Origin of the sequence: Pseudomonas sp. 10C3, from assembly GCF_036346185.1 — a bacterium.
Classification (GTDB): Bacteria; Pseudomonadota; Gammaproteobacteria; order Pseudomonadales; family Pseudomonadaceae; genus Aquipseudomonas.
Genome location: NZ_JASJVE010000015.1, coordinates 1 through 26,739 on the forward strand (window position 1 = coordinate 1; position 26,739 = coordinate 26,739).

Consider the following 26,739-nt stretch of genomic DNA (forward strand, 5'->3'; position numbering starts at 1 on the left):
GGCGCAAGCGATTTTCCCGGTGTCAGATTCTGGCCGTTGGCCGCAAGTACCATAACGTCTTGAATATTATGCGAACCGTCCTATGCGGGGCTGGAGGGCTCTGGCGGTCAGATTTGAAGCTCTGGCTCATAGGGTCTCCGGCTCCTATCGGGATCAGGCAGCAACTTAAGCAGCGGCATTCCATAAAACACGATGAACACATCTTTGCAGCCCAGCTCGCGATACCAGTGCACAACGTCTTCAATCAGTTCGTCCAAGACTCCGATCAGAATGTCGTCGTAACCTCCAGGAGCACCGGCTTCATATCGATAACGCGCATTAGTGAAAACTTCACGATCCTTCTCGATCCAATGCTCATGGCGATCAAGCCGAATACGTTGCCTGATCGGTTCAGGTATTGCATGAAACAGCGTAAGCAGATCGTGCTTATTAGGCGCTCTGTCTTTCCGATAAGCCGGAATTCTGTCTGTGGCTTTCAAATGCTCATGGGCAGCTTTATTGCGCCCGGGTCCAGTTCGTAGGTTTCATTGACCTGGCCATTGATCTGCGCAATGTCCAGCATGTCATGGCCACGTCTAAGGTGCTTCGCAGCCTGCAAATAGCGATCGGCGCTTTCAACCATCCAAGGCGATAAATTTGCCATTACAACAGTCCTCTCACTCGTTTTCGTTCAGTTCTTAGACACCAAAGCCAAGAGCTTCGGAATGCTGGAGCCCTTGATTTACGTGGCTTGTTACCAATTACACGTGCATCCATGCGGCCTTGAAAGATACCGCACATGCTTGGAAGATAGCGATCAAGGATGAACTACCCCTAGTTTATCTAATGAGCTACCCTCCTCCTTTGATAACCAATAATTATAACTAAACTAAATTACCATTTAGATGAGCTATTATTCAGACGGCATAAAACTATCACCCCACGGTTGTCCACGCGCTCAATTGTGAGCGCCCTCCTCTAATGAAATATGCTGCACTCAGCATGCGCATGAGCTGAAAAGGTTCCTACATTGTTTGAGCGTTCCTTTCGCATTTAATGTAGTGCTCTAGCCTTGGTAGTCCAAATCAAGTGCTGCCAAAGGGTCCTCGTGTTTAGAACCCGCCACCGCCAAATGCTGCCCGACTCGCTGAGCGCCAAGCTCAAAGAGCAGCGGCAGCCTTGCCCAGACCGCCGCGCTGCATAACCTCGACGATGATTGGCACTGGAGTCATCAGGTGGTTGCGCATCATTGCTGTTGCACGAACGGTATCGCGGGCGAGGATGGCTTCGACCAGCGCGGCATGTTCCTCGCGCTTGAGCTTCAGGGCTTCGTCAGAAAAAACCGTTTGTGTCAGCCACAGGTGGCGGTAGCGCTCGGCTTGGTCAAACAGGTAGGTACGCGCCTGGAGTAAATGCTTGGAGCCGCAGCCAGCCGCAATGGCACTGTGGAAAGTCTTGTGCCGCTCATCCCAGACGTCGAGCACCTGCTCGCGGGTTTTCACGTCCATTACCTTAGATAGCGTATGGGACTGCGCGAGTATCTGAGCCTCCCAGGCGTCGTCGCCGCGTTCGATGGCCAGGCCGACAATCATGGCTTCCAGGTTGGCGCGGGCATCATAGATGTCCTGCATTTCCTGCAGCGACATGGGCGCTACGCGGTAACCTTTCTGGCTGATTACCACCACTAGGTGTTCAGCCACCAGTTGTGACAAAGCTTCTCGCAGTGGGCCTACACCAAGGTCATAACGTTCCTTCAGCCCGCTCATAAGGAGCTTCTCTCCAGGCTTGAAGACTCCACGGATGATGTCCCGCTTAAGCCGCTCATACCCGCTGAATACAGAGTTCTGCCTGGGGGTGAGGCTATCCAAGGTACTGCTCCTCAACTCGTCAAAGTCTCCATCATACCTAAACATCTACTGACCGAAAAATATTAGACAATGAAGTATTTTGTCTCTTCTTTTTAAAAACGTAGACATTTTATGTTAATGGCGATATTTTCATTCCTGCTTGACCCAGATCAACACGGGAAAGCGATTTTCACCCCACTTTGCCAGGAGCCGCCATGAACGCCTTTACTCAGATTCAGGACCTTGTGATGCCGCTGCCGTCGGAAAGCAAGGGCTTCACCCTCGCCCCTTCCAAGCAGTCACCTCGCCTTCTTGAGCTGACCTTCGCCAAGGAAACCGTCGACGCGTTCGTTAGTGCTGTTGCCGAGTGGCCGGTACAGGCACTGGAGTACAAGTCGTTCCTGCGCTTTCGTGTCGGTCAGATCCTTGACGATCTGTGCGAAGGTACTCTGCGCCCGGTTCTGATCAACACCATCCTGGACCGCGCCACCGGCGGCATGCTGATCACCCCTGAAGGCCTGTGCGACGTGACCCAGGCCGATGACATGGTCAAGTTCTCTTCGGCAGTGGCGCATCTGATTGGTCGCTCCAACTTTGATGCCATGAGCGGCCAGTTCTACGCGCGCTTCGCAGTGGTCAACACCGACAATTCCGACAGCTATCTGCGCCAGCCACACCGTGTGATGGAGTTGCATAACGACGGCACATTTGTCCAAGAGCGCACCGACTACGTGCTTATGATGAAGATCGACGAGCAGAACATGGAAGGCGGCAATACCCTGCTGCTGCACCTGGACGACTGGGAAGACCTGAGCCACTACTGCACGCACCCGCTGGCCCGCCGTGAAATGCGCTTCACCGCGCCACCGAGCAAGAACGTGCGTGAAGACGTGTTCCATGCGGTGTTCGACAACGACGCTGAAGGCCGCCCGACCATGCGTTACATCGACCAGTTCGTGCAGCCCAAGGACTTCGAGGAAGGCATCTGGCTGACCGCCATGAGCGAGTCCCTGGAAGGCAGCCAGAAGAAGGTATCGGTACCGGTGCCGGTCGGTAGCTTCGTCTTGGTCAACAACATGTTCTGGCTGCACGGCCGTGACCGCTTCACCGCCCACCCGGGCCTGCGTCGTGAGCTGATGCGCCAGCGTGGCTACATCAGCTACCAAAAAACCATGTACCAGCGCGGCCAGTAAGGTTTGCCAACAGCTGAAATGACGAGGGCCACCACGTGTGGTCCTCGTCATGCCTCAAATCAAAACGTAATTCAGGTGGGTGCAAGCTAATGGCTGCGTACGACTTCATTATCATCGGTGGCGGCATTGTGGGCATGTCCACGGCCATGCAACTGACCCAGGTTTACCCGGATGCAAAGATCCTCCTGCTGGAAAAAGAGTCCGGCCCGGCCAAGCACCAGACTGGCCATAACAGTGGCGTGATCCATGCCGGTGTTTACTACACACCCGGCAGCCTGAAGGCACGTTTCTGCCTGGAAGGTAACAAGGCGACCAAGGCCTTCTGCGACAAGCACAGTATCCGTTACGACGAGTGCGGCAAGCTGCTGGTGGCCACCAACGAGCTAGAAATGCAGCGTATGAGCGCGTTGTGGGACCGTACCGAAGCCAATGGCCTCAAGCGTGAGTGGTTATCGGCCTCCGAACTGAGTGAGCGCGAGCCGAACATCGTCGGTCTGGGCGGTATCTTCGTGCCGTCCAGCGGCATCGTGAACTACGCACAAGTCACCGTGGCCATGGGCCGTGAATTCGAAGCCGCCGGTGGCGAAATCCGCTACAACAGCGAAGTGGTTGCCATCGACGAGCGTCCCGATGAAGTGGTGGTGCGCACCGGCGATCAGGAGCACCACGGGCGTTTCCTGATCACCTGCTCGGGCCTGATGGCCGACCGCGTCGTGCGCATGCTGGGGATCAAGCCGAACTTCATCATCTGCCCGTTCCGTGGCGAGTACTACTTGCTGCCCAAGCAACACAACCAGATCGTCAACCACTTGATCTACCCGATCCCGGATCCGTCCATGCCATTCCTCGGCGTGCACCTGACCCGCATGATCGACGGCACCGTCACTGTCGGCCCCAACGCCGTGTTGGCGATGAAGCGTGAAGGCTATCGCAAAACCGATATCTCGCTGTCCGATATGTTCGAAACCCTGACCACTCCGGGCATTCTCAAAGTGCTGATGAAGAACCTGCGCCCCGGCCTGATCGAGATGAAAAACTCGCTGTTCAAGGGTGGTTACCTGAAAGAGGTTCAGAAGTATTGCCCAACCATAGCCAAGAGCGACCTCACCGCCTACCCGGCCGGTGTGCGCGCCCAGGCTGTCTCGCTGGACGGAAAGCTGATCGACGACTTCCTGTTCATCAACACCGCCCGTAGCGTTAGCGTTTGCAACGCCCCATCGCCCGCAGCGACGTCGGCCATCCCGATCGGTGCGTACATTGTCGACAAGGTCCGCGAGCAGTTAGCAAGCACCGGCGTCAGTTTCGTCAAACCGTACAACTCCGTTCGGGCTGCATCCACTGCAACCTGAGGCTGGGTGCCAAAGATGGGCGCCGCCGAGACACCATCGTGTCATCGAAACTTTTTCCTGTACCCATGAGTGCTAATCAATGAACAATAATAAATTGTCACTTGCCGAAAAAGACGTACAACACCAACTTCACCCCTACACCGATGCTCGTGTGCACGAGGAAGTCGGCCCGCTCATCATCGAGCGTGGCGAGGGCATCTATGTCTATGACGACCAGGGAAAACCCTACATTGAGGCCATGTCCGGCCTGTGGAGCGCAGCCCTGGGTTTCAGTAACGAACGCTTGATCAAGGCCGCAGAGAGTCAACTACGCAAGCTGCCCTTCTACCACCTGTTCGGCCACAAGGCGCACGCCCCCAGCATCGAACTGGCAGACAAACTGATCGAGCTGGCGCCGGTGCCGATGAGCAAGGTGTTTTTTACCAACTCAGGCTCTGAAGCCAACGACACCGTGGTCAAAATGATCTGGTATCGCAATAACGCCTTGGGCAAACCGGCCAAAAAGAAATTCATCAGTCGCATCAATGGTTACCACGGCATCACCATCGTCAGCGCCAGCCTTACTGGTCTGCCAGCCAACCAGCGCGGCTTCGATGTGCCGCTGCCAGGGTTCTACCATGTAGGCAACCCGCATCACTATCGCCATGCGCTGGCCGGCGAGAGCCAGGAGCAGTTCGCCGATCGCCTCGCCGCAGAGCTGGAAAATCTGATTCTTCGCGAAGGGCCGGAAACTATCGCCGCTTTTTACGGCGAACCGCTGATGGGCGCGGGGGGAGTGATTGTTCCGCCGCGCACCTACTGGGATAAAATTCAGGCGGTCTGCCGCAAGTACGACGTACTGGTTGTTGCGGACGAAGTGATTTGTGGCTTCGGCCGTACCGGCAACATGTTCGGCAGCGAGACCTTCGGTATTCGCCCGGACGTTGTGGTGCTGTCAAAGCAGCTTTCCTCGTCCTATCAGCCGATCTCGGCGATTCTGATCAATGACGAGTTGTATCAAGGCATCGCAGACCAGAGCCATGCCCTGGGCACCCTGGGCCACGGTTTTACCGCCGGAGGCCATCCGGTCGCTGCCGCCGTAGCACTGGAAAACATCAAGATCATTGAAGAAGACAATCTGGTGCAGCATGCCGCCGCCATGGGCAAGATCCTCCAGGACGGGCTGAACCAATTAGCCGATCACCCGTTGGTGGGCGAAGTGCGTGGGCAAGGTCTGATCGCCGCTGTGGAGCTGGTCGCCGACCGTGCAAGCAAAGCCCCATTCGAGGTAACAGGCAAGCTCGGTCGCTACCTGGCCGGTCGCGCTCAGGAACACGGCATGATAACTCGCAATATGGGCGATGCTATTGCCTTCTGCCCTCCGCTGATTTCCAGCGAATCCGAGATCCGTTTGATCCTCGAGCGTTTTGCCCGCTCGCTTGAGGATACCCAACGCTGGTTCAACGCTAGCCGCTAGGTCGCCAGCGATCCCTGAGGGAGTTCTTCGCATGTAAAAAAGCCGCTCGCTTATAGTAAGTAAGCGGCTTTGCGGACCGGGCAATAGCACCGACTACTCAGTCGTTGCCGTTCCTGACTTTCGCAGGGCTTGGCTCTCACCACTCACTGCGAGTTGGAAATGCTTTTTTTACGTTGCTACGTGAAATCTGCAGCTCTCGGAACTAGCCCAGCCATGCCTCAGGGCTATCGAAAAACGCTCTAGCGTTGCTCTCCAGTGTTTCTAAGTGATAACCGCCTTCCTGCACAATCACGCATGGCACACCGAGGTCACGCACGCACTCGCCTAAACGGGCAAAGCCTTCACGAGTGACCGCCACTTTGCTTTGTGGGTCCAGCTCATAAATGTCGAAACCCAATGACAACACCAGTGCGTCGGCGGAAAACGCTTTTACCGCGGCCAGTGCCAGCTCCAACTTACCGAAGAAATCCGCTTCGCTGGCCCCATGGGCCATCGGAAGATTGAGGTTGTAACCCTCACCAGCCGCAACCCCACGCTCATCTGAAAAGCCTGCTACGCCGGGATAGAAATTGGTCGGGTCGCCATGAATCGACACATACAAAACGTCGTCACGATCATAGAAGATTTCCTGTATGCCCTGACCGTGATGCATGTCGGTATCCATCACAGCCACACGCTGGAAACCGTCACGCAACGCCTGGGCAGCAATCGCCGCGTTGTTCAGATAACAAAAACCGCCGGCGGCCTCAGCTCGGGCGTGATGTCCCGGCGGGCGGCATAGCGCATAGGCGGCAGGTGCACCTTCGAGCAAGGTCTTCGCCGCAGCTACCGCGCTTTGCGCTGACCAGTACGCCGAACGCCAGGTTAACTCACCGATCGGGCAACTCCCATCGGCCAGGTAACGCGCAGCCTGGGCGAGAATCCCCCGCAACGCATTGGGTTCGCGAACGAAGATATTAGACATCACCTCTTCGCCCCAATCTTCCGGCACTTCTTTCCAGCGTTGATGAGCCTCTTGCAAGAAAGCCAGGTAATGGCCTCCGTGGACGGCCAATAATGGATCAAGGCCGTAATCTTGCGGCTGTTGAATATCGAAACCCAGCGCCTGTGCCGCTTTTAGCAGATTGCAAGCACGCTCAGGTACTTCCTGAGGCGTACGCATCTGACCACGGGAGTAATAGCTGCGCGGATAATGGAGAAGTTGTTCGGGGTGAAAAAAACTACGCATCGGACTCTTTCCTTATTCAACCTGACCAGCACGGGTCAGTACTGCGTTGAGCAATACGTCAGTACCCCGACGCACATCTTCGGGCAACACATCTTCTGCTTCGTTGTGACTCAAACCGCCGACGCAAGGAATAAAGATCATTGCCGTCGGGCAGAACCGCGCAAGGTGAATGGCATCATGGCCGGCACCACTGACGATAGGCTGCTGGGCATAGCCCAAAGCGTCCACGGCTTGTTGCACGGCGGCCACGCAATCGGCATCGAATGGCGTGGCTGGGCTGATCCAGTGCGGATTGACACTAAGAGACAAGCCGCGCTTGGCGGCAATGTCTTGCAGGCGCGAACGGACCTGTTGCTCCATCACCTCAATGGCGGCATCGCGATGATGACGAAGGTCGACCGTGAAGTTCACCATCCCGGGGATGGTATTGCGCGACGACTTTGCAATGTTCAACTGGCCGACCGTGGTCAGCCCCTCGGGCGCGAAATCACCGGCCAACGCTTCCAGCGCCTGAATCATCTGCGCCGCGCCGTACAAGGCATCCTTGCGCAATGGCATCGGCGTGGTGCCCGCATGAGCCGCCATGCCCTCAACGCATACGTCTAGCCAGCGTATGGCCTGGCCGCCGCTCACAACGCCAATACTTTTTGCGTTGTCTTCAAGGATTGGCCCCTGCTCGATGTGAGCTTCAAAATACGCGTCCACCGCCCCGCCTAGCGCACGCTCACCGTCATAGCCAGTACGCTTGAGCGCCTGCGCTACCGTCACACCGTCGTTGTCCTCGACGCTCAGCGCTTTTTCCAGCGCCAGCGTTCCGGTGAACACCGCAGAACCGAGCATGGCGGGAGTAAACCGTGCGCCCTCTTCATTGGTCCAGACCGCGATTTCAAGCGGTTTTCGGGTCTTAATCCCTAAATCATCCAGGCGCCGCACCACTTCCAACCCAGCCAACACGCCATAGACACCATCGAAGCGCCCACCTTCGGGCTGAGTATCCAGATGGCTACCCATCATTACCGGAGCTGCCTGCGGGTCAGTACCGGCACGTCGGGCAAACAGGTTGCCAATACCGTCAATACTCAGGGTCAGCCCTGCATCCAGGCACCAACCGCTGAATAGTTCACGACCGACCTTGTCTTCGCCACTCAGGGCCAGACGGCAACTCCCGCCCCGCGCCGTTGCGCCAATTTCGGCCATGGCCATAAGGCTGGCCCATAGGCGCTCGCCATTGATTTTCAACATACAGATTCTCCAACGGTGTCAGGCGCTATGAGCCATTTCAAGGCGATGTGCATGGGCATGACGGCGGGAAAGTGCCAGCACGCAGAACAGAGATACGCCTGCGATCGAACTGTAGAACACTGCCATAGGCCACCACTGGCCGAGGTACTCATGGGCAAGCCAGGTGCCTATCAATGGCGTCAACCCGCCAGCCAGAGCGCCACACACTTGATAGGCCATGGAGATAGCCGTGTAACGCACTCGAGTTTCGAACAGACCACTGACGTAACCAGCGATCACTGCGTAGAACGAAGCCATGCATACTACCGCCAGGGCAATACCGAAGATGATCAGCGGCGCCTGGCCGCTGCTCACCAACATGAACATCGGATACGGCGAAGCCATCGCCAACAGGCACATGGCACACAGGAAACGGGTCGCGCCCACCTTCTCGGCCACCCACGCGGCTAAAGGCTGAATGCAGAACTGGATGATCGCTACCACGAACAGGCATTCGAGAATCAACGAACGCGGCAAGTTGAGCTGTTGGGTGGTATAGGCAATCATGAAGGTATTGGTGAAGTACACGCCTGCAATGCCCAGCGTGTTAGCGCCAATGCACAGTAACAGTGGTCTCCAAGAGGTTTTAAGCACCTCTAGAACCGGCGCCTGCTCCTTGCGGTTAGAGACGGCACGAGCCCTGTCTGCGCGCGCTCTATCCTCGAGGAATTCAGGAGACTCACTGACACCGAGACGTATCACCAACCCCACCACGAGCAGCAGTGCGCTGGCGAGGAACGGCAAGCGCCAGCCCCAGCTCATCAAGTCTTCCTCAGACAACCGGGTGACCGCGCCGAACGCCAGCAGCGACAGAATCAGGCCCGCTGGGCTGCCTAGCTGAGCGAACGACGCGAAAAAATTGCGACGACCTTTGGGCGCATGCTCGCCAGCCATCAACACTGCGCCGCCCCACTCACCTCCGACTGCGATGCCCTGGACCACACGCAGCAGGATAAGCAGGACCGGTGCTGCAACGCCAACCTGCGTATAAGTCGGCAGCAGACCGATGCACACCGTCACCACGCCCATCATGACCAAGGTGATGATCAGAGACTTCTTGCGACCGATGCGATCACCGATATGACCGAAGACCACCCCACCCAGTGGACGGGCGAAGAAACCCACGGCGAAGGTGCCGAACGCGGCCATGGTACTGAAAAGCTTGTCTTCGGAAGGAAAGAACAGTTGGCCGAATACCAGAGCTGCCGCGGTGGCGTAAATGTAAAAGTCGTACCACTCAATCATGGTGCCGATGAATGCGGCTGCCGCAGCACGGCGCGGCTGTGGCGAAGCGGAAGGCTTCATGGGTCAGGCTCCTTTTGGTTTGTTTTTTTGGCAGGAGAAAGCGTGTCGCACATGCGCTCTTATGGCGCTTGATTGAAGTGATTTATCGTCTTGGGGCTATGATTAGTCAATTTTCTATTTATTATTTCAATTATAAATTCTGTTTATTATTGAGCGCCGTCATGCCAGATACCGATAACCCCAAGCTCCGCCGGAATGTGCATCCACTGCTCAACGATCGTCTGGACTGGAACCTGCTGCGCACCTTTCGAGTCATTGGTCAGGAGCTGAGCATCAGCCGCGCCGCAGCCCGTCTGCATTTGACCCAGCCTGCCATCAGCCAGGCGCTCAAACGGCTGGAGGAACAACTTGATTGCCAGCTCATCGCCCGACGCGGTCCACGCTTTGTTCTCACCGAAGCCGGTGAAGAGATCTTCGCCATTGCAGGTGAGATGTACGGCCAGGTCTCGCAGATGAGCAATGCCCTGCAAAAGCCGGGTGACGAGGTAATAGGCAAGGTGCGGCTGCTGATGATCAGCCGGATTTTCTCGGAACGTTTCGATGACTTCTTGGCCGCATTCCATCGACAGCACCCGAGGGTAGATCTAGACATAGAAGTCATGCGCAGCTCCGACATCGTCAGCGCGCTGCTGGAGAAAACCGCAACTCTGGGCTTGAGTCTCAATCGCCGGCCGCAGCCTCGCCTCGAACAACATTTGTTCCTGCGCCAGCGCTATGCGTTTTTTTGTGGTCGACACCACGCCCTGTTTGGCCGTGCAGGTTTGGCAGAAGGCGACCTGCAATCGGAAAATTTTGTCAGTTTCACGAGCGACCAGATTGGCGGGATGCTTTCGCCGCTGACCATCTTTCGCGACCAGCAAGGTTTCAGCGGACGCATCGTTGCATCATCGCCAAGCCTGGAAGAAGTGCGACGTCTTGTGATCGCCGGCTTCGGCCTTGGCTGCCTGCCGGTCCATGTTGTCGCTGACGATGAGAAGAACGGTCTGCTGTGGCGTTTGCCGCCTCACGACGGCATCGCAGATGTAGATATCCACCTGTTATGGAATCGAGACCAGAAAATGAGTCGCGCCGAGATGATTTTTATCGACAGTCTGACGGCACGACTGGCAGTCGATTGATTAAAAACCTTAGAGGTGATTTACAAGCCTGCCCACTCAACGACTCAGCATGCTGAGCCGTTGAGTGGGCAGGCTTTATATCTGTCATGGCTTGTCGAGAAACTTTGCCCCACTGCGTGGCTTGTGGTTCGTTGTCCTGAGCAACTGCATCGTTGTTTGAATTATCGAACCAGCGGCGCCTCAACCAGAGTGCAATACCGCCCAGAGTAACCAGCCCCGGCACATCATCACAGGTGCCGCAAAGGCCGTTATTTTTTTGCCCCGAGTGTTGCAATGTAATGAGCGACAGATTCAGCATCTGCATCAGACAGTGAGTGCGTGACCTGCTTCATCAGGGCACCACGGGGGCGCTGGTCGGTCTGTTGGAAAACCTTGATCTGGCGAATCATATAGTAGGCGTGTTGACCCGCCAGGCGCGGAAACTGACCATTGCCCTGCCCGTCAGCACCGTGGCAGGAACTGCACTGAGCGACGCCAGACTCAGGCAAGCCCTTGCGAAAGATTAATTCGCCGCGTGCATCAGCCGTATCAGCATCAGCCTTCATAGGACTCTGACTTGAAAAATAGTCTGCCAGTTCGCTGATCTGAGTCTCTGTCAAATGGGTAAATCCCCACATGTACTGAGTCCCGGTTTCATCGCTGCGTGCATGGCCCTTGAAGTCAGTCAGCTGCAACTTCAGGTACTCCTTTTGCTGACCGGCCAACTTGGGAAACATCGGCGAGATGGATTCCCCCGTCAGCCCATGGCACATGGAGCACACCTTGTCCGCCATGGCGATGCCGGACATGGGCGACGTTTGTTGCGCTGTCTCCCCGTTCGTACCTGTGCAGCCCGTGAGCGTAACCACGCAGAGGGCAAGAAAAGAAAGTGGTCGTTTGAAAGTACCCTTCATGCCCGTTGCCTCCATGGTCTACGCCCCTGCGCCCAACAGATCAAAGTGCGTACCACATATAAAGATAAGTGGTGTTGTTTTCGCTGGCATCACGACCATTGCCATCATAGTTATTCGTTGCGCCCAAATAACGGGTGAAATAGTTATATTGAAGTCCGACCCTCAGGTTCTGCATCGGTAACCAGAAAACCTCTGGCGTCCACATCTGTGTATCGGGTGAAAAATTGGCACTGTTCGGGTACGCCGTCGCATCCGAACTGCCATTGACATTGCTATAAGACAGGCTCGCACCATATTTGGCACGGTACACATAACTGCCCTTCAACTTGAATGATCGAAGGGAAGCCGGTCCATCGTAGAGCGTCTGGGTGTCATCTCTTATTTCTTCCTTTACATACCGTATCTGTGCAGTAAAAGCGTGGGGATCAAGGAGGTACTGGTACTGGGCATCAAAGCCTACATCCCGGTATTCGGTGCTGCCCTGGCCGTAGATCGGATTATTGGAGTCATCCATGGGAAGAATTTTGGCATTCATTGCAAAGGCGCCCACCATCACGTTTTGGGGCCCCCACTCGTAGGTATAGGCCAGCCTCGCATAAGGGCTTGAGCCATCCATGTACGTCAACGGATGGTAGGTGTCGCCCTTCTTGTTACCCAAACTTAGAAAGGCCCACGTATTTTTGGCTGTCTGGTAGGAGGTCAGCTCCAGATACAACGACTTGTTCAAATAAACATAGGCACCGATACCCGCCACCTGTTGAGCCACCCCCCCTTCAATCAGCGTCGAGGCCGGGACCCCGCCAAAGGCGCCCAAGGCTGAACTGACATACGGATAGCCCCAGGCAGGCGTGCTGTTCCAGACATCCTGAACTGTGGGGTTGTTATTCAATGTGACACCCCAGATGACATCACGTGAGGCGTCCACTTGGCGGTCCGCATAACGCAGGTCAAAGTTGTCCGAGCCTAGGTGACTTACCCAATTACCCGAGGCATCCTGATGGTCATATGAGCTGTAAGTGAATTGGGCAAAGCCGCCAATGACGTCAGTGATCTTTCCGCCCAGGAACACACTTCCGTAATCAATGATGAATTGTTTGTCTTTGGCGGAAATCGAGCTGCCCGCACCGTCGCTGTTGTTGCGCGTTGAAGTGAAGTCGCCGACGATCATGGCGGCCAAGGGGTTGGTTTGTACGCCGTTGGTGTAACCCGTCAGCTTGAACAAGCGCCCATAAGGTGTCAGTTCAGGAAATTGCCCTCCCGCATGGCAGGCAACGCAGCTTTGCCCTGTTTGGCGTGCAAAGGAAGGCAGGGCCTGGGCCGACTGACAGAGCACCAACAACAATAGTGCCCCTAACAGTGTTCCCGGTCGTCTAAGGTGTCTGAAAAAAAACGGTGACCCGAAAAAAAACGACCATGCCACCGCCTTCTTCCCGCCTGCTTCGCCGTCCTTCAGATACATTTCAATTCCCTCTGGAAAGAGACTGTCAAGTGACATAACCCTGGCTGAAGCCTAGCCAGATGCTGTCCATTTACAAGCTCCGTCGGAAATTGCGCCGTTTAAGTCTGCAACGCGAAGCACACCCATCGCTGAAATCATATTCAGCAGCCTCCGGACGCTTGATCCAGACACTTTCTCTTGTGGCGTTGCGCCTTTTATTGACGAAACTCAATGCAGTGAGGCCAAACGTCCTCGCTGTCGTTTCCCCATAAGGCATTTATCTTATTTCGCAGCCCCAGGGGTGGGCCGTTGCGGCCGCGACAGGCCGAGCGGTTACTGATGAGTTGGAGCTTGTATCCGTGGCAGTGCCGCCAATGCCCGTTCCCAGATTTGTCGGGTGCGTAGCCAGACAACCTCTTGCCAGTCACTGTCAGCGGGGTAGAACTGCTCGAGCAACTCCAGCTTGATTTTCCTGGCGACCTGATCAGTGAGGTCTCCGTGCAGGTGCAACCACTGATCGTTACGCAAAACAGTGTGGACCTGCTCTCCCGGATAAGTGCCACATTCGATAACGAACGGCATTAAGTGCACCTGCGGCAATGCATCAATCATGGCCTGCGAGGTGTAACCGGTTGCTGTGGCTGCCACCCCTGTATCACTTTTGCTTTCAGCTCCAGTGAGCAGGGTATACAGCCATGGGCCGTATACCGCCTGGGCATCGTGCAGCGCCGGGTAGGAAGACTGAGCAATCGTCATCAGCATGGGATGGCCGTAGTCTCCAGCGCCGGTATGCAGGTCAAAGCACATGGCCACTTGGGCGTGAGTGAGGTGCTCTTGTATGATCTTGCGCAGGGTTTTGTTCGACCAGGCAGGTGCCTTGCCACCATAGAAAAGACCGTCGTGATGTACGTACTGACCGGCCTCGACAATCGACATTACCGCTGACCAGCCCTCTTCACTAATTCGCTCGTTGAGCAGGGCGTCGGCCCTCTCCCGCTTCGGCCCCTGCAGTTGGGTGCAGGTATAGATCTCATGCAGCGCCTCGTACCGTTGATTATCCGGCAGCGCTTGTGTGAAATTCAGATAGTTGCGGTTGAGGTCGATATTGTCTTCGTTGACACGGCGCATCCAGGCCGTGCCCCAGGGATTGATCAAGTGGATCATCACTACTGCCACATCGTCGGGCAAGGTTCTATCGGTGAGCGCTTGCAGCCATTTGATCTGGCAGTCCGAGCCATAGAAACCTTCAATACCGTGCGTGCCGCAGAGCGCAATCAGCAGCCGTTTCGCATGTGGATCTCCAAGCACGGCAACGTCGGTACTCAGCGGTTCGCCGGAGGGCCCGGTCAATGGATGGCGGTATTCGGTCAGGCTTGCACCCGCCGCCTTGGCCGCAGCCAGAAACTGTTCACGTTGGCTGACGAAACTGGGGGCCGATGGAAAACCTGTGCTCATGGTTGCCTCATGTCAATCAACAAGTACCGGACTTTCACGAGTCGCCCGATGCGTAGTGGTGGTGGCCGTCTTCTTTAACGAGACACCGATGTAAAAACATGACGTGATTGGATACATTACGCGCAAAGCTTATACGAGCGATATGGCTGTCAGCCACGTCGATATCCTGAATCAAAAAAAAGTTCGAGATCAAGGTTAGTGCTTACCCTCCTCCCATCACTCAGATAGTCGGGAACTTTCCTGAAATGGTCGGCATCCACGTACGATCGCCAACAATCGAAAATTGCTTCGTGCCAGGGGTTGCATGGCGCGGGAGAAAGTATGAAATTTCAAAAAAATCATTTTATAGACAGGGTTCTCGACCCTGGCGCTGCACAGAAAATTGAACGCACTGCCTTCTGGGCTCGCGAGCTTTGGTTGTTACCTATTCTGATACTGGCGGCGCTGGTGCGCGTCTATGGTTCAACCGCATCAGCCATCTGGTGCGATGAAGGCTCCAGTTTGCTCATGAGCCAGTACTCACCAGCGCTGATCTGGTTTCACAGCGCTCACGATGTACATCCACCTCTTTATTACTTCCTCCTGCACCTATGGATAGAGGTATTCGGGAACGGTATCTTCTCGGTCAGGTCCATGAGCGTCGTACCGGGCATTCTGACGGTAGCCCTTGGTGTCTGGCTGGTTCAATTGATCGCAACACGGCGAGCGGCGATCCTGGCCGGCGTTTTATTAGCCTTACTGCCCATTGCAGTGCGTTATAGCCAGGAAGTCCGGATGTACTCCCTCATGGGGTTCTGGCTGATGGGCGCAACCATAGCACTCGTCTATTGGGTGAAAAATCCAGACCGTCATCGATACCTCGTCATTTATTCTCTGTTAATGGCAGCCAGTTTTTACACCCATTACTTCACGGGCCTTTGTGTACTTTCACACTGGGCCTACCTGTTTTTTATGCGCGGTGAAAAGCCCCGCCTCATCACTCGCCCTGCATGGTGGATCGCCAACGGTCTCATTGCCTTGCTATATGCCCCCTGGATTCCTGGCCTGATTGACCAGTTGCAGCACCTTGAACAACTCAAGGTGGGTGGCGACGTCGGCTGGATACTGCCGGTTACACGTTATTCTCTGCCCTCAACTATCTGGCAGTATTTGATCCTTACGGACGGTTTAAGCCTGAAATGGCCCCTCTATTTTTCACTTCCACTCGCGGTGGCGTTGGTCGCCGGTGCTGTTGCCCTGCGTGATCGAGGCCCCTATAAATTTCATGTTTTATTGGTGACCTATACCTTTCTACCTTTGGTGGTTGTGTTTCTGATCTCGTGGATAACACCACTGTTGGTCGAGCGTTATCTGATGTTCTCTGCCCTGGGTTTACCCATGATTCTGGCAATCGCCATCGATCAAATTGAGCGTCATTTCCGTTACGTGGCAATCGCTATGCTCATGGGTATCTTGGGGGTAGAACTGGTCGGGTTGAGTAACGACTACCAAGTGGATGATGAACAGTTCGACAAGCTGGTTAGCTATGTAAATGAGCACTATGCTGCCAATGACCGCATCGTTGTCAGCGATTTATTCTGGTATTTCAGTTATGTCTACTACAACAAGACGGGGTCTGAGCCACTGCTCTACACACCGAAACTAGCCAATGGTACTTCGGGGCGACCAAACAGCTACGGGTTCGGTACGCTGGTCGATCAGGATTCCGATAAAATTTACCTGGACAGTCTTGAAGCGTTACCCGGCGACTCGGCACGTGTGTGGTTGATCAGCAACAGCGAGCCACCGGATGATTTTTCTTCCATACCTAGCGACTGGACGAAGGTGACAGAGTTGAAAGTCGGAGACACTGAAGTACGCCTGTACTCCATTCCTCCGCATTGAGAGTGCTGTCATGACTAACAGATGATCATCGACGGCGACGGTTTTGTCTTGCCATAACTTGATAATGGTCAAGATGGCCACAGAGGGGGCACTACACGCTATGAGGAGCGATGTCCCCCTGGAAGATCAAGATGAAAATACATTCAAAAGACTTTCACGTACGGGAAGGTGAATTGGTCAGCCTTCGAAAATGGCCTACGAACGTGAAGCCTGTGTATAAAACGACGGAGCAATATCGCCAACTTTTGGGTCAGCACGTTGCGCAATTGAGTGCGTTGCAACAGCTGCTCTATGCGTCTAATCGCTATGCCGTGCTACTGATCTTTCAGGCGATGGATACCGCAGGAAAAGATGGTGCCATCAAACACGTGATGTCAGGTGTCAACCCGCAAGGCTGTCAGGTATTCAGTTTCAAACATCCCAGCGCGGCTGAGTTGCAACATGACTTCCTTTGGCGCACCACCCGCGATCTGCCAGAGCGCGGGCGGATCGGCATTTTCAACCGATCCTACTATGAAGAGGTGCTGATAACGCGTGTACATCCAGAAATCCTCAGCAGCGAAGGCCTTTCGGAAACCAATCTCGATGAAACGACGATTTGGCACGACCGGTATCGCTCGATCACAGAGTTGGAGCGGCACCTTTTCAGTAACGGAACTCGCATCATCAAGTTTTTTCTCCATCTATCGAAAGAAGAACAGCGTAAACGCTTCCTTGAACGCATCGATGAGCCGGAAAAAAACTGGAAATTCAGCCTCGCTGATATTGAGGAGCGGGAATTCTGGAAGGATTACATGAGTGCCTATGAAAAATGCATCAGTGCCACGAGCACAACCAATGCCCCTTGGTATGTCGTTCCTGCGGATGACAAGAAAAACGCCAGGCTATTTGTCTCGCAAATTATTCTCGATACCCTCGTGGGGCTCAATATGACTTACCCCAATACGGATGCTAACCGTCAGAAGGAATTGCAGGCAATCCGTCAGCGGCTCGCGAAGTGAGATCCTCGGTGCGTTCACTGCCTCTTGGGGCTGGATGAACTCAATCCTGTTGAGTCAGGATTGCCGTCATCAGCCCGGGAAACCGACTGTTCAAGTCAGCACTGCGCAATGAGTTCATGTGCAGGGTACCGACGTTCTGAGTGTGAACAAGACCGGCATCGCGCAGCACCCGAAAATGATGAGACATGCTCGACTTTGGCCTGCCGCCATCCAGCTCGCCGCAACTCGCTTCGGCGACACGGCCAAGATGACGGACGATTTCCAGGCGAACCGGATCGCTCAAGGCATAGAGCACTCGTTCGAGGACAAAGTCGCTGGCAGGTGGATGTTTGAATGCGCGCATGGGTGAATCATACACAGGGGTTTACCCATGAGCTATTGTTCGAATACTATCGAACTACGGAATATTCCTTCGCTAAGAGGTATGACCATGTCTGCGCTGTTCCAACCGTTCAAACTCAAGGATGTCACGCTGCGCAACCGGATTGCGGTCCCGCCCATGTGCCAGTACTCGGCAATTGATGGTTTGATCAACGAATGGCATCAAGTTCACTTGGCCTCTATCGCGCGCGGCGGCGCCGGTTTGGTGATTGTAGAAGCAACCGCTGTTGCTCCCGAAGGACGCATTACTCCAGGCTGCACGGGGATCTGGAGCGACGAGCTGGCACAGGCGTTTGTACCGGTGGTTCAGGCCATCAAGGCCGCAGGCTCGGTGCCGGGCATCCAGATCGCCCACGCCGGGCGCAAAGCCAGCGCCAACCGTCCATGGGAAGGCGATGATCATATTGCTGACGATGATACCCGTGGCTGGCAGACCATCGCGCCGTCCGCCATCGCGTTCGGCGCCAACCTGCCGAAAAGGCCCAAGGCCATGACCCTGGACGATATTGCTCGTGTGCGTGACGATTTTGTCGCTGCCGCCCGTCGCGCTCGTGAAGCCGGCTTCGAATGGCTGGAACTTCACTTCGCTCACGGTTATCTGGCGCAGACTTTCTTTTCCGAGCATTCAAATCATCGTCAAGACGCCTACGGTGGCAGTTTTGACAACCGTAGCCGTTTCCTTCTGGAAACACTGGCAGCCGTGCGCGAAGTCTGGCCGGAAAACCTGCCGTTGACCGCGCGTTTCGGCGTGCTCGAATACGACGGTCGGGACGAGCAAACCCTGGTGGAGTCCATCGAGCTGACCCGACGCTTCAAAGCCGCCGGCCTGGATATGCTTAGCGTCAGCATTGGTTTCACCATTCCTGAAACCAACATTCCCTGGGCGCCGTCGTTCATGGGCCCGATTGCCGAGCGCGTGCGTCGCGAAGCCGACATTCCGGTCTCTTCGGCTTGGGGCTTCGGCACCCCGGCGATTGCAGAGAAAGTGCTCAAGGACGGTCAACTGGACCTGGTGATGGTCGGTCGCGCACATCTGGCCAACCCACACTGGACCTATTTTGCCGCCCGTGAACTGGGCATTGACCGTGCGTCCTGGACGCTCCCGGCACCTTATGCCCACTGGCTGGAACGCTACTGACAGATTCGTTGGCTAGCGGGCAGAAGCGCCCACTAAACCTTCGATACAGCCCGTGCCCATGTCGTCACGGGCTACCGCTGGATTCCGTTACTCGCCTTGCAGTCTGTCCAGCGCCCGCTAGTCTTGCTTGAGAACATCCAGAGATGTGTACGTGCTGGAGCAGCAGGTCTATATCCACGGTAAGCTCCTCCCGTGTAGCCCACATGAAACATGTCGTCTGATTCAGCGGGCATGAGCAGGACTCACAGTGTCAGACTAAACAGGGTCATCGTATGTTCACGCCAGGCCATCTCAATCGCGCCAGTATTCCTGGAATGCCAGGCATACCAAAATTCAACATCGACGTTTTCTACGAGGTTCGTCATGACCCAAAGGAAGGCACGTTGATGCACTTCAAAATGGTCGGACAGGTGTCGGGCCGAGAGTTCGTTGATGAGTTCGACATGCACCGCGATACCGCCTCCAACTTTGCCAGTCTGCTGGCCAAGGTCGCGGTCAAGCACGGTCTGCCCCCTAACGAAAGTCCTATCATGCGCAGCCACGCCGAATACGATGCGATGTTCGAAGATATTCGCGACAAACTGGGCATCAAACCCGGCGAACCGATTAACTTGGATAACCTGGCGAAAGACGGGCTTTAAGAGTCGTCCTGGCCGAGCAGTTTATGTGTGAGTCCAAGATCAGTCCGGCTATACGCCCTCCGTACTGGCGCTGATGGAATCACCCTCCCAGCGCCATGATCGCCAACATCAGTAATGTACCGGTGATCGCCATTACCGTACCTCCGCGCCAGCGGCTTCCGCCCGCGTATCGCGCAAGAGCCCAGCCGGCTAGAAACAGCATCCCGAGTGCGACCATGTTGGACACGCGTATCGCAACCGCCACTTGATGAAGCAGCATGAACGGCACTACCACAGGAAATGTTGCCAGGGTCACCAGAAGGAAAATGCCGAATGCACCCTTGAAGTCGTCCAGGCGAAGACGTGGAGGTATGGGTGCGTCCGAAAACTCGAGCATCCGACGACGAATCATTTCAAGGCCCTCGTTGCCCGCCGCCGCCGCGATACGAGGAGGCAGTGCTCCAGCAATGAGTGCCTGCCCTGATGCTGCATTCGTTTCTTTGCACAGGCGTAAGAAAAGCGTCCGATTGCGCGTGCGATCGGTGACCGTGCGTACGAGGTACATGACGGCATCCGCGAGGCCCCAGGCAAGATTGCAACCGAGTGCCGTGACCATCATCGTGCGCACCGTCTCCTGGCCAGCCGTTGCCACGCTAAGCGAGCCGATAAAAGTCATCGCCATCAGCAGGCCGAAGATCACCTCCGAGACACGATCGATCGGATCGAGCACGCGCGCCCGCTTCTCTTCTTTGATGTCGTGCATGAGGCTCACCTCCGGGCCAGGCGTTAACGATGTTCGAAACCTTCGAATCCCTGTTAACGCCGGCTATACCTGAAAATGCGCAACAGCCTGCTCCAGATTGAAGAACATTCGCGTGGGGCCCAGCGAGCGCCCCAGCGGCGAATTTCTTACCATGGCAAACACGCCTGGGTTCATGCCCACCAGCCACAGCATTACACCCTGTTCACGCATTCGGTTTTCGGCCTCGGTCAGCATTTTCAGGGCGGTGTATTCCAAATCGAACACGCCGCTAAGGTCGAGAGCAATGACCCGCGGTTTGGACTCAGCAATCAACGCCAGCAACTTATGGCCAACCCGCTGGGCATTCACGAAGAAAATCCGGCCTTCTGAGCGCACCAGCAGCAATCCGGCGAAGCTTTCATCCTCGGGATGCTCATCGGATTTCGGGCGGAAAACGTTGGTGCCTGGTTTTCGGACCAAGGCATAAACTGGGGGGTCTGAAACCTGATAGGCCAAGGCGACGAGCGACACGATGATCGCAACGACAATGCCCTTCAATGTTCCTAGCAGCATGACCCCCAACATGGCGGCGAGCGCCCAGATAAACTCTGTTCGGCGCACCGCCAGAATGTCGCGAAACTCTGAGGCTTCGATAAGGCCCACCGAATAGACAATCACCACGGCCGCCAGCGTGGCATTCGGCATCAGGCTAATGAAAGGCGCCAGCAGCAGGCACGTTCCCAGTGCCAGCGCCGCTGTAATCAGCCCTGCCAGTTGCGTATGAGCCCCCGCCAGCCGGTTTACCGCGGTCTGCGTGGTTCCTCCTCCCGCCGTCATGCCCCCCAGGAAGGCTCCGCCTATGTTCGCTATGCCCGTCGCGATTAGTTCCCGATTGGGCTGAGGCGTGGGCTCGTCACTTCGGGCGAAGGCACGTCCGGCAGCGATGGTCTCGGTAAAGCTCATCAGCGCGATCCCTATGGCTGCTGGCCAGAGAGGAGTCACCCACTCCCATCCTGGCAACGTCAAGGCAGGTAATCCGGTTGGAACATTGCCGACTAACGAAATGCCGAAGCGGTCCAGGCCAAGCAGGCTCACCCCTGCAATCCCGATGGCCACCGCGACCAGTGGCGCGGGCGCGCTTGGGGTGAAACGCTTCATCGCGACCAGGATCAGCACCATCAAGATACCCACCGCAACGGTGGGCAGCGAAGCGTGCGGTATACCCCAAAACGTGGCGATCAGGTTATGGAGGAAGTTGCCCTTTTCAATGTGGATGCCTAACAACTTGGGCGCTTGGTCAAGCACGATGACGATGCCAATGCCGGCCTTGAATCCAACCAGCACGGGCTCGGAGATGAAGTTGGCTACAAATCCAAGGCGCAATACCCCCGCAAGGACAAGGAAAGCGCCTACCAGCACTGCCAACGTGGCGGATCCCACTATCAATACAACAGGGTCGCCCGTCGGGCTGATCTGACCCAGTGCAGAACCTGCGAGGATGGCGATTGTCGTGGTTGTACTCACGCTGAGCGGGCGCGAAGAGCCGAGTAAGGCATAAATCGCCATCGGCACCAACACCGTATAGAGCCCGACTTGTACCGGGAGTCCGGCAATAGTGGCGTAAGCCAGTGCTTTTGGTATGACCACCGCCGCCGTCGTCATGCCGGCAATGGCATCGCCTTTGAACCAGCCCTGCCGGTAGTTGCGAATCCACTCCGGTACCCACTGACGAAAACTGCCCCTCGAATGCCGAGAGACCATTTGGGTCTTGGAGTCTTGTTGCGGGTCGTTCGGTTCAAGGTCTTGTCGATTCATCAGACACTCCAGGCCAAGACTCACCACATTCGGTGGTTTGATCTCCATGGAGTCACAATGGTACGCAGCTGGTTTCGCTGTTTGCCCTACAACAAGTGCTCATACCGCCTGCCGGTACCGGTATGAGCATTTACGACCCGCAAGAGGAGCGCGAAACACTCACTCCCCCGCCCCCTGCAACTTCGTCAGCAGCGATGCCGTGGCTATCTGTCAGCCCAGATAGTCGAGCACCCTTTCACGTGTTCGCGCAGCCACCACATATTTGCAATTATAAATGTAGCCTGTTTGAGAGCCTGTCACCGGCACCGGCAGGAAGTTCTGCAACCGATTTGCGGATAGTCAGGTGCCGACCATAATGGAACTACCGTCCTTCAGACAGGCAGGCCCCATGTACCAGAACCTCGCTCTGCTCACGGCCTTCCTCTTGATCTACAGCATTTTCGCTGGGCGGTTCGAGTCGAGCCTGCTCAATGGTCCACTGATGTTTATGCTCGCAGGTCTCATTCTCGGGCCTGCTGTGCTAGACATTCTGCAACTCCGGATTGGTCGGGAAGGCCTCAAAGCCTTGGCCGAGTTGACCCTGGCGATTGTTCTGTTCAGTGATGCAGCCAACGCTAACCTCAAAGTCCTGCGGGCCCATGAAGGGCTTCCGTTACGGTTGCTGCTGATAGGCCTTCCCCTGACCATCTTGTGTGGGTGGCTGGTGGGTATCTGGCTATTCCCTCAGGTGCCGCTGATAGAGTTGGCCATTCTGGCAACCCTGTTGGCGCCTACCGACGCAGCGCTGGGCAAGGCGGTTGTGAGCAACCCAAAGGTTGCCGCTCCCGTGCGTGAAGGGTTGAACGTAGAGAGCGGCTTGAATGACGGGATCTGCGTGCCGGTGCTATTGATGTTCCTGGCGTTATTGGTCGAAGAACAGACTCAGGCCCCTCTCTCTCTGGCGGCGAAGCTGCTTGTCGAGGAACTGGGCATTGGCGCGCTGTCCGGGATCGCCCTGACCATGGTCGCCTGGCAGTTGCAGCGGCTCTCCTGGAAGCACCAGTGGCAGATGCCCGTGTGGTCACAACTTACCCTCCCCGGCCTCGCCGTTCTGTGCTTTGCCACTGCGCAAACATTGGGCGGCAGTGGCTTTATTGCCGCCTTCGTCGGGGGGCTGCTCGCGGGTTACCTGTTTAAGGAGCAAAAGCATCAGCTGCTTCAAGCCAGCGAAGAATTTGCCAGCCTGCTATCGGTCATCACTTGGGCCGTGTTTGGCGCATTGGTCATCCCCAAAGCCTGGAGCAGCCTAACCCTGGATATCTGGCTTTACGCGCTGCTCAGTTTGACCGTGGTGCGCATGCTACCCGTGCTCATCAGCCTCCTGGGGGCCTGCTTCGACATCGAAACCCGCCTATTCATGGCCTGGTTCGGCCCACGTGGCCTGGCGACCATCGTCTTTGCCGTCATGATAATGGACTACCCTCTATTGGCGAGTAATACGCTGATCGCTACCGCCATTTGCACGGTGTTACTCAGTGTTCTTCTGCACGGGTTGAGCGCCAACCCGTGGGTTGCGCGGCTGGTCCACCGTGAGCATTGATTCGACTGCGGGAAAGCATTTTCCGAGCAATACCTTCTGATCTGAGAGGGGCAAGGCCCTCTTCAAGCTAACTGGAGGCTAGGTAACTCCGATGAAAAAACATGACCAGACATTGTTTGATCCAGACACACACCCGGTAAAAAAGCTCAGTCGCAAGGGCTACGAAACACAACTGAGGACCCTGCACATCGAGCTGGTCAAGTTGCAACAATGGGTGGTGGCGAACGGCGCCAAGGTAGTGGTGGTGTTCGAAGGTCGCGACGGTGCTGGTAAGGGCGGCACCATCAAGGCGCTGACCGAGCGTGTCAGCCCGCGAATTTTTCGCGTGGTGGCATTGCCGGCGCCGACCGAGCGGGAAAAAAGCCAGATGTACTTGCAGCGCTACATGCCGCACTTTCCCGCAGCCGGAGAAGTGGTGATCTTCGACCGCAGCTGGTACAACCGCGCGGGTGTCGAACGGGTCATGGGTTTCTGCGATGAAAGCCAGGTGCTTAATTTTTTAGAGCTGGCACCCATGTTCGAGAATCAACTGATCCACTCGGGAATCATCCTGCTCAAGTACTGGCTGGAAGTCAGTCCGCAAGAGCAGGAGCGTCGCCTCAAAGACCGTATTACAGATGGCCGCAAGGTATGGAAACTGTCCCCCATGGACGTCCTCTCTTATAACCGCTGGGACGACTACACACGAGCACGCGACGAGATGTTCGTCGCCACCGACACCCCATGGGCGCCCTGGTTCGTCGCCCGCTCGGAAGACAAGAAAAGTGTTCGTCTAAACGTGCTCACTCACGTGCTGACACAAATCCCCTATAAGGAGGTCAAGCAGCCAAAGGTCAAACTACCCAAGCGCAAAATTGGCGACTACCAGACGATCGATTACCCGTTCAAATATGTCGCTGAGCTGTTCTGAACGTGAGTTGCCCCGCCATCAGCACATAGTTGAGTTGATGGCGGGCAAGCTCACGGGTGTTTATCCAGTGTGACGTTGCAGCAGCTATCAGCAGCGGCAACGTCACATTCTTGACCTGCGGCTATCATGCCCTGAGCGCACTCAGATCAAGGCAATCATCCTTCAGCGGCGGACACCAGTAGTAGCCGCCGGTAAGGGGGCGGCTAAAGCGATAGAGGGCGTCAACAATGCCATCATCGAGTCCGCTCATGCGTCGCAATTGGGCTTCGAAAGCGTCGAGGGAGTGACCAAAGGCAAGGAATACCAAACCGGCCTGCAGGCCGTCTGACCAAGGCATAGAGCGACGCACAACGAAGGCTTCAGGGGTGAAACTTTCTTGGGCGGTGCGCTTTACATGTGCTGATTTCGGAGCCTCTTCCAGCTCTTCGTTATCGCTTTTTCGGCGGCCCATGATGTGGTCTTGCTCCCCCTGCGGCATGGCGGCGAAACCATCCAGGTCGTGCTGCCACTGCTGGATGGCGGCGAAGCTACCCCCTTGCAGCCCCGGGATGTCATTGTTTACTACCGCCGCCCCTATGGCCGCTTCGTCTACCGGGTTTTCGGTGCCATCTTCATAGCCGGTCAGGTCATGACCGGTCTTGTAGCGGAACGCTTCGGTCATCTGCACCAGGCGCAGGGCCGGTGCCAATGCGGCCTCTAATGCGCGGCTGCGATGCAGCAATTCACCCCGGTCCTCACCGTGCAGCCAGCACCAAAGTGCGTGCTGGGTCGAGGGGTTGTCCACCCCGACGCCACTCAATGCCGGGAACACACGCAAGCCCTCAACTTGACCCCCTATCGCATGCACAAGCGACTCACCAAAGCCGACAACCATTTTTTTGCCGTCTGCCAGCTGCGCCAGTTCTTTGAGCGCAGCTGGCAGGGCGTCTACGGACTCAAGGGCAAAAAACAAATGGCGCGCCTGTAATGGCACGGGCTTGGCAAGAATGCCAGGCTGGTAGTTACTCATGTAAACCTCTCCAGAAAATTACTCGGGTGATAATGGCACCTTCAACCGCGTTCTGGAACGTTTGCACCTCAGATCAATCAGGACAGCCTGATTGATCTGAACACCTGCCAAGCTCGATCTGACCTTCCCGAGAGAGAAGCTCGGCGCCCTTCACCTCAGTCCTGTAATGCGCGCGGGCGGTGGCTGCGTTGTTCAGCATCGGTGCTGGCTGCCTTTTGCAGCTGGAAGTCGAAGTCCAGCTCGGCGAATGACCCCGTCACCCCTCGGTCGTTCGCCGCAGCGCGATCCTCGACGAAACGGATTTCACCCACCAGACCATCACGGGTGGCGTAAGCGAAGTCGTCCCACAGGTACTTATCGCCAGACAGGTTGATCTGCGTGGTCAAGTGACGATGGCCCGGTGCCGAGATGAAAAAATGAATATGCGCCGGACGTTGACCGTGACGGCCAAGCTGGTCGAGGCATTCCTGGGTCGGACCCTGGGGGTTGCAACCATAGCCTGACGGCACAATGCTGCGCGCGCGGTAGCGGCCTTCGGCATCGGTGACGATACGTCGACGCAGGTTGTACTCGCTCTGGCTCTGATCGAAGTACGAGTAGTTACCCTGAGTGTTGGCGTGCCAGAGGTCGACAACGGCGCCGGCGACTGGCTGACCATTGGCGTCGCGCACCACACCCTGAAGGAACATCGGCGTGGCGACCTCGTCCTCACTGCCGTCGTCCATCCGCGTCTCGCTGTCATACAGCGGTGCGCCGGCGACATAGAGCGGGCCTTCAATGGTGCGCGGCGTACCGCCCACGAGGCCTTCCTGCGCGTCTTTCGCGTCTTGCAGCAGGTCAAGAAAATGCTCAATGCCCAAACCGGCCACCAGCAGCCCGGCTTCGTTGCGACCGCCCAGGCGGTTGAGGTAATCCACCAGGGTCCAGAACTCGTCTTCGCCCACCTCCATATCCTCGACAATCTTCGCTACCTCATTGAGGACGCGGAACATCAGTTGCTTCAAGCGAGGGCTGCCCTGGTCGTTGCCGAGCCCGCTGACGTCCTTAAAGAATGCCTGGACCTCAGGGGTCTGGGAAATTTTCACGGTCATGGAGATGTACCTCTTAATGTTGTTATC

The 26,739-nt window shown here is 56.1% G+C and carries 24 protein-coding genes; 10 read left to right on the top strand and 14 right to left on the bottom strand.

The genetic code is table 11. From position 1 onward, the window contains the following. Positions 1-107 precede the first annotated feature (107 nt). The 3 genes from QN399_RS15665 to csiR form a co-directional block, all read right to left on the bottom strand. Entirely contained in the window at positions 108-479 is a 372-nt protein-coding gene (locus QN399_RS15665) for a hypothetical protein (protein WP_330201179.1), read from the bottom strand. Continuing rightward, on the bottom strand, positions 476-643 hold the full coding sequence (locus QN399_RS15670) for a hypothetical protein (protein ID WP_330201180.1): 168 nt from the start codon (positions 641-643) through the stop codon (positions 476-478). Before QN399_RS15670 ends, QN399_RS15665 begins: the two co-directional genes overlap by 4 nt. 496 nt (positions 644-1,139) lie before the next feature. Then, positions 1,140-1,847, bottom strand: a complete 708-nt coding sequence (gene csiR / locus QN399_RS15675) for a DNA-binding transcriptional regulator CsiR (protein ID WP_322179285.1) — start codon at positions 1,845-1,847, stop codon at positions 1,140-1,142. 194 nt (positions 1,848-2,041) lie between these two features. On the opposite strand from csiR, the gene glaH reads away from it, so the two are divergent. From glaH to QN399_RS15690, 3 genes are all read left to right on the top strand, one after another. Continuing rightward, entirely contained in the window at positions 2,042-3,019 is a 978-nt protein-coding gene (gene glaH, locus QN399_RS15680) for a glutarate dioxygenase GlaH (RefSeq protein ID WP_322179284.1), read from the top strand. A gap of 89 nt (positions 3,020-3,108) precedes the next feature. Then, positions 3,109-4,368 (top strand): L-2-hydroxyglutarate oxidase, encoded by a 1,260-nt coding sequence (lhgO, locus tag QN399_RS15685; protein ID WP_322179283.1) that lies wholly within the window; start codon positions 3,109-3,111, stop codon positions 4,366-4,368. Positions 4,369-4,447: 79 nt separating this feature from the next. Continuing rightward, a complete protein-coding gene (locus QN399_RS15690; RefSeq protein ID WP_330201181.1) occupies positions 4,448-5,824 on the top strand; it encodes an aspartate aminotransferase family protein in 1,377 nt (458 codons plus the stop codon). Between the two features lie 202 nt (positions 5,825-6,026). Here the strand turns inward: QN399_RS15690 and QN399_RS15695 are convergent, their stop codons facing one another. Genes QN399_RS15695 through QN399_RS15705 form a run of 3 tightly spaced genes read right to left on the bottom strand, consistent with a single transcriptional unit; the run spans position 6,027 to position 9,638 of the window. Continuing rightward, entirely contained in the window at positions 6,027-7,052 is a 1,026-nt protein-coding gene (locus tag QN399_RS15695) for a histone deacetylase family protein (RefSeq protein ID WP_322179281.1), read from the bottom strand. Positions 7,053-7,064: 12 nt separating this feature from the next. Further along, a complete protein-coding gene (locus tag QN399_RS15700; protein WP_330201182.1) occupies positions 7,065-8,294 on the bottom strand; it encodes a Zn-dependent hydrolase in 1,230 nt (409 codons plus the stop codon). Between the two features lie 18 nt (positions 8,295-8,312). Further along, positions 8,313-9,638, bottom strand: a complete 1,326-nt coding sequence (locus tag QN399_RS15705; RefSeq protein ID WP_330201183.1) for an MFS transporter — start codon at positions 9,636-9,638, stop codon at positions 8,313-8,315. 161 nt (positions 9,639-9,799) lie between these two features. Between QN399_RS15705 and QN399_RS15710 the strand changes: the two genes are divergently transcribed. Next, positions 9,800-10,756 carry a LysR family transcriptional regulator gene (locus QN399_RS15710; RefSeq protein ID WP_322182685.1) on the top strand — a complete coding sequence of 319 codons (957 nt, stop codon included), beginning with the start codon at positions 9,800-9,802 and terminating at the stop codon, positions 10,754-10,756. 248 nt (positions 10,757-11,004) lie between these two features. On the opposite strand, the gene QN399_RS15715 is transcribed toward QN399_RS15710, so the two are convergent. The 3 genes from QN399_RS15715 to QN399_RS15725 all read right to left on the bottom strand — a co-directional run bounded on the left by QN399_RS15715 (position 11,005) and on the right by QN399_RS15725 (position 14,542). Further along, positions 11,005-11,649, bottom strand: coding sequence for a c-type cytochrome (locus QN399_RS15715; protein WP_330201184.1), 645 nt, complete (start codon positions 11,647-11,649; stop codon positions 11,005-11,007). A 40-nt stretch (positions 11,650-11,689) separates the two neighbouring features. Beyond that, positions 11,690-13,108, bottom strand: a complete 1,419-nt coding sequence (locus QN399_RS15720; protein ID WP_330201185.1) for a cytochrome C — start codon at positions 13,106-13,108, stop codon at positions 11,690-11,692. Between the two features lie 312 nt (positions 13,109-13,420). Beyond that, positions 13,421-14,542 carry a DUF2817 domain-containing protein gene (locus tag QN399_RS15725; RefSeq protein ID WP_330201186.1) on the bottom strand — a complete coding sequence of 374 codons (1,122 nt, stop codon included), beginning with the start codon at positions 14,540-14,542 and terminating at the stop codon, positions 13,421-13,423. Between the two features lie 321 nt (positions 14,543-14,863). Between QN399_RS15725 and QN399_RS15730 the strand changes: the two genes are divergently transcribed. Both QN399_RS15730 and QN399_RS15735 read left to right on the top strand, forming a co-directional pair. Next, complete coding sequence (locus tag QN399_RS15730; RefSeq protein WP_330201187.1) at positions 14,864-16,426, top strand: glycosyltransferase family 39 protein; 1,563 nt, start codon at positions 14,864-14,866, stop codon at positions 16,424-16,426. 110 nt (positions 16,427-16,536) lie between these two features. Next, entirely contained in the window at positions 16,537-17,427 is an 891-nt protein-coding gene (locus tag QN399_RS15735; RefSeq protein ID WP_322179274.1) for an ADP-polyphosphate phosphotransferase, read from the top strand. A gap of 40 nt (positions 17,428-17,467) precedes the next feature. Here the strand turns inward: QN399_RS15735 and QN399_RS15740 are convergent, their stop codons facing one another. Next, positions 17,468-17,770 carry a helix-turn-helix domain-containing protein gene (locus QN399_RS15740; RefSeq protein ID WP_322179273.1) on the bottom strand — a complete coding sequence of 101 codons (303 nt, stop codon included), beginning with the start codon at positions 17,768-17,770 and terminating at the stop codon, positions 17,468-17,470. Positions 17,771-17,857: 87 nt separating this feature from the next. On the opposite strand from QN399_RS15740, the gene QN399_RS15745 reads away from it, so the two are divergent. Both QN399_RS15745 and QN399_RS15750 read left to right on the top strand, forming a co-directional pair. After that, on the top strand, positions 17,858-18,946 hold the full coding sequence (locus QN399_RS15745) for an NADH:flavin oxidoreductase/NADH oxidase (RefSeq protein ID WP_330201188.1): 1,089 nt from the start codon (positions 17,858-17,860) through the stop codon (positions 18,944-18,946). Between the two features lie 272 nt (positions 18,947-19,218). After that, the gene (locus tag QN399_RS15750) at positions 19,219-19,587 is read left to right on the top strand and encodes a DUF5064 family protein (RefSeq protein WP_322179271.1); all 369 of its coding nucleotides are present in this window, start codon (positions 19,219-19,221) and stop codon (positions 19,585-19,587) included. 79 nt (positions 19,588-19,666) lie between these two features. Here QN399_RS15750 and QN399_RS15755 read toward each other — a convergent pair whose 3' ends face one another. Both QN399_RS15755 and QN399_RS15760 read right to left on the bottom strand, forming a co-directional pair. Beyond that, complete coding sequence (locus QN399_RS15755; RefSeq protein ID WP_322216399.1) at positions 19,667-20,329, bottom strand: VIT1/CCC1 transporter family protein; 663 nt, start codon at positions 20,327-20,329, stop codon at positions 19,667-19,669. 63 nt (positions 20,330-20,392) lie between these two features. Continuing rightward, entirely contained in the window at positions 20,393-22,069 is a 1,677-nt protein-coding gene (locus QN399_RS15760) for a SulP family inorganic anion transporter (protein ID WP_323565693.1), read from the bottom strand. A 442-nt stretch (positions 22,070-22,511) separates the two neighbouring features. On the opposite strand from QN399_RS15760, the gene QN399_RS15765 reads away from it, so the two are divergent. Together QN399_RS15765 and ppk2 are read left to right on the top strand one after the other, a co-directional pair. Next, positions 22,512-23,702, top strand: coding sequence for a cation:proton antiporter (locus QN399_RS15765; protein ID WP_322179269.1), 1,191 nt, complete (start codon positions 22,512-22,514; stop codon positions 23,700-23,702). A 91-nt stretch (positions 23,703-23,793) separates the two neighbouring features. Further along, positions 23,794-24,612 carry a polyphosphate kinase 2 gene (gene ppk2 / locus QN399_RS15770; protein WP_322179268.1) on the top strand — a complete coding sequence of 273 codons (819 nt, stop codon included), beginning with the start codon at positions 23,794-23,796 and terminating at the stop codon, positions 24,610-24,612. Between the two features lie 124 nt (positions 24,613-24,736). Here the strand turns inward: ppk2 and QN399_RS15775 are convergent, their stop codons facing one another. Both QN399_RS15775 and catA read right to left on the bottom strand, forming a co-directional pair. Next, entirely contained in the window at positions 24,737-25,621 is an 885-nt protein-coding gene (locus tag QN399_RS15775; protein ID WP_322179267.1) for a Dyp-type peroxidase, read from the bottom strand. A 155-nt stretch (positions 25,622-25,776) separates the two neighbouring features. Continuing rightward, the gene (catA, locus tag QN399_RS15780; RefSeq protein WP_322179266.1) at positions 25,777-26,712 is read right to left on the bottom strand and encodes a catechol 1,2-dioxygenase; all 936 of its coding nucleotides are present in this window, start codon (positions 26,710-26,712) and stop codon (positions 25,777-25,779) included. Positions 26,713-26,739 lie beyond the last annotated feature (27 nt).

Coding starts and splice junctions, on each gene's coding strand:
- QN399_RS15670 (WP_330201180.1), bottom strand. CDS start 643: ATGGCAAATTTATCGCCTTGGATGGTTGAAAGCGCCGATCGCTATTTG.
- glaH (WP_322179284.1), top strand. CDS start 2,042: ATGAACGCCTTTACTCAGATTCAGGACCTTGTGATGCCGCTGCCGTCG.
- lhgO (WP_322179283.1), top strand. CDS start 3,109: ATGGCTGCGTACGACTTCATTATCATCGGTGGCGGCATTGTGGGCATG.
- QN399_RS15690 (WP_330201181.1), top strand. CDS start 4,448: ATGAACAATAATAAATTGTCACTTGCCGAAAAAGACGTACAACACCAA.
- QN399_RS15695 (WP_322179281.1), bottom strand. CDS start 7,052: ATGCGTAGTTTTTTTCACCCCGAACAACTTCTCCATTATCCGCGCAGC.
- QN399_RS15700 (WP_330201182.1), bottom strand. CDS start 8,294: ATGTTGAAAATCAATGGCGAGCGCCTATGGGCCAGCCTTATGGCCATG.
- QN399_RS15705 (WP_330201183.1), bottom strand. CDS start 9,638: ATGAAGCCTTCCGCTTCGCCACAGCCGCGCCGTGCTGCGGCAGCCGCA.
- QN399_RS15710 (WP_322182685.1), top strand. CDS start 9,800: ATGCCAGATACCGATAACCCCAAGCTCCGCCGGAATGTGCATCCACTG.
- QN399_RS15715 (WP_330201184.1), bottom strand. CDS start 11,649: ATGAAGGGTACTTTCAAACGACCACTTTCTTTTCTTGCCCTCTGCGTG.
- QN399_RS15720 (WP_330201185.1), bottom strand. CDS start 13,108: ATGTATCTGAAGGACGGCGAAGCAGGCGGGAAGAAGGCGGTGGCATGG.
- QN399_RS15725 (WP_330201186.1), bottom strand. CDS start 14,542: ATGAGCACAGGTTTTCCATCGGCCCCCAGTTTCGTCAGCCAACGTGAA.
- QN399_RS15730 (WP_330201187.1), top strand. CDS start 14,864: ATGAAATTTCAAAAAAATCATTTTATAGACAGGGTTCTCGACCCTGGC.
- QN399_RS15735 (WP_322179274.1), top strand. CDS start 16,537: ATGTCCCCCTGGAAGATCAAGATGAAAATACATTCAAAAGACTTTCAC.
- QN399_RS15740 (WP_322179273.1), bottom strand. CDS start 17,770: ATGCGCGCATTCAAACATCCACCTGCCAGCGACTTTGTCCTCGAACGA.
- QN399_RS15745 (WP_330201188.1), top strand. CDS start 17,858: ATGTCTGCGCTGTTCCAACCGTTCAAACTCAAGGATGTCACGCTGCGC.
- QN399_RS15750 (WP_322179271.1), top strand. CDS start 19,219: ATGTTCACGCCAGGCCATCTCAATCGCGCCAGTATTCCTGGAATGCCA.
- QN399_RS15755 (WP_322216399.1), bottom strand. CDS start 20,329: ATGCACGACATCAAAGAAGAGAAGCGGGCGCGCGTGCTCGATCCGATC.
- QN399_RS15760 (WP_323565693.1), bottom strand. CDS start 22,069: ATGGTCTCTCGGCATTCGAGGGGCAGTTTTCGTCAGTGGGTACCGGAG.
- QN399_RS15765 (WP_322179269.1), top strand. CDS start 22,512: ATGTACCAGAACCTCGCTCTGCTCACGGCCTTCCTCTTGATCTACAGC.
- ppk2 (WP_322179268.1), top strand. CDS start 23,794: ATGAAAAAACATGACCAGACATTGTTTGATCCAGACACACACCCGGTA.
- QN399_RS15775 (WP_322179267.1), bottom strand. CDS start 25,621: ATGAGTAACTACCAGCCTGGCATTCTTGCCAAGCCCGTGCCATTACAG.
- catA (WP_322179266.1), bottom strand. CDS start 26,712: ATGACCGTGAAAATTTCCCAGACCCCTGAGGTCCAGGCATTCTTTAAG.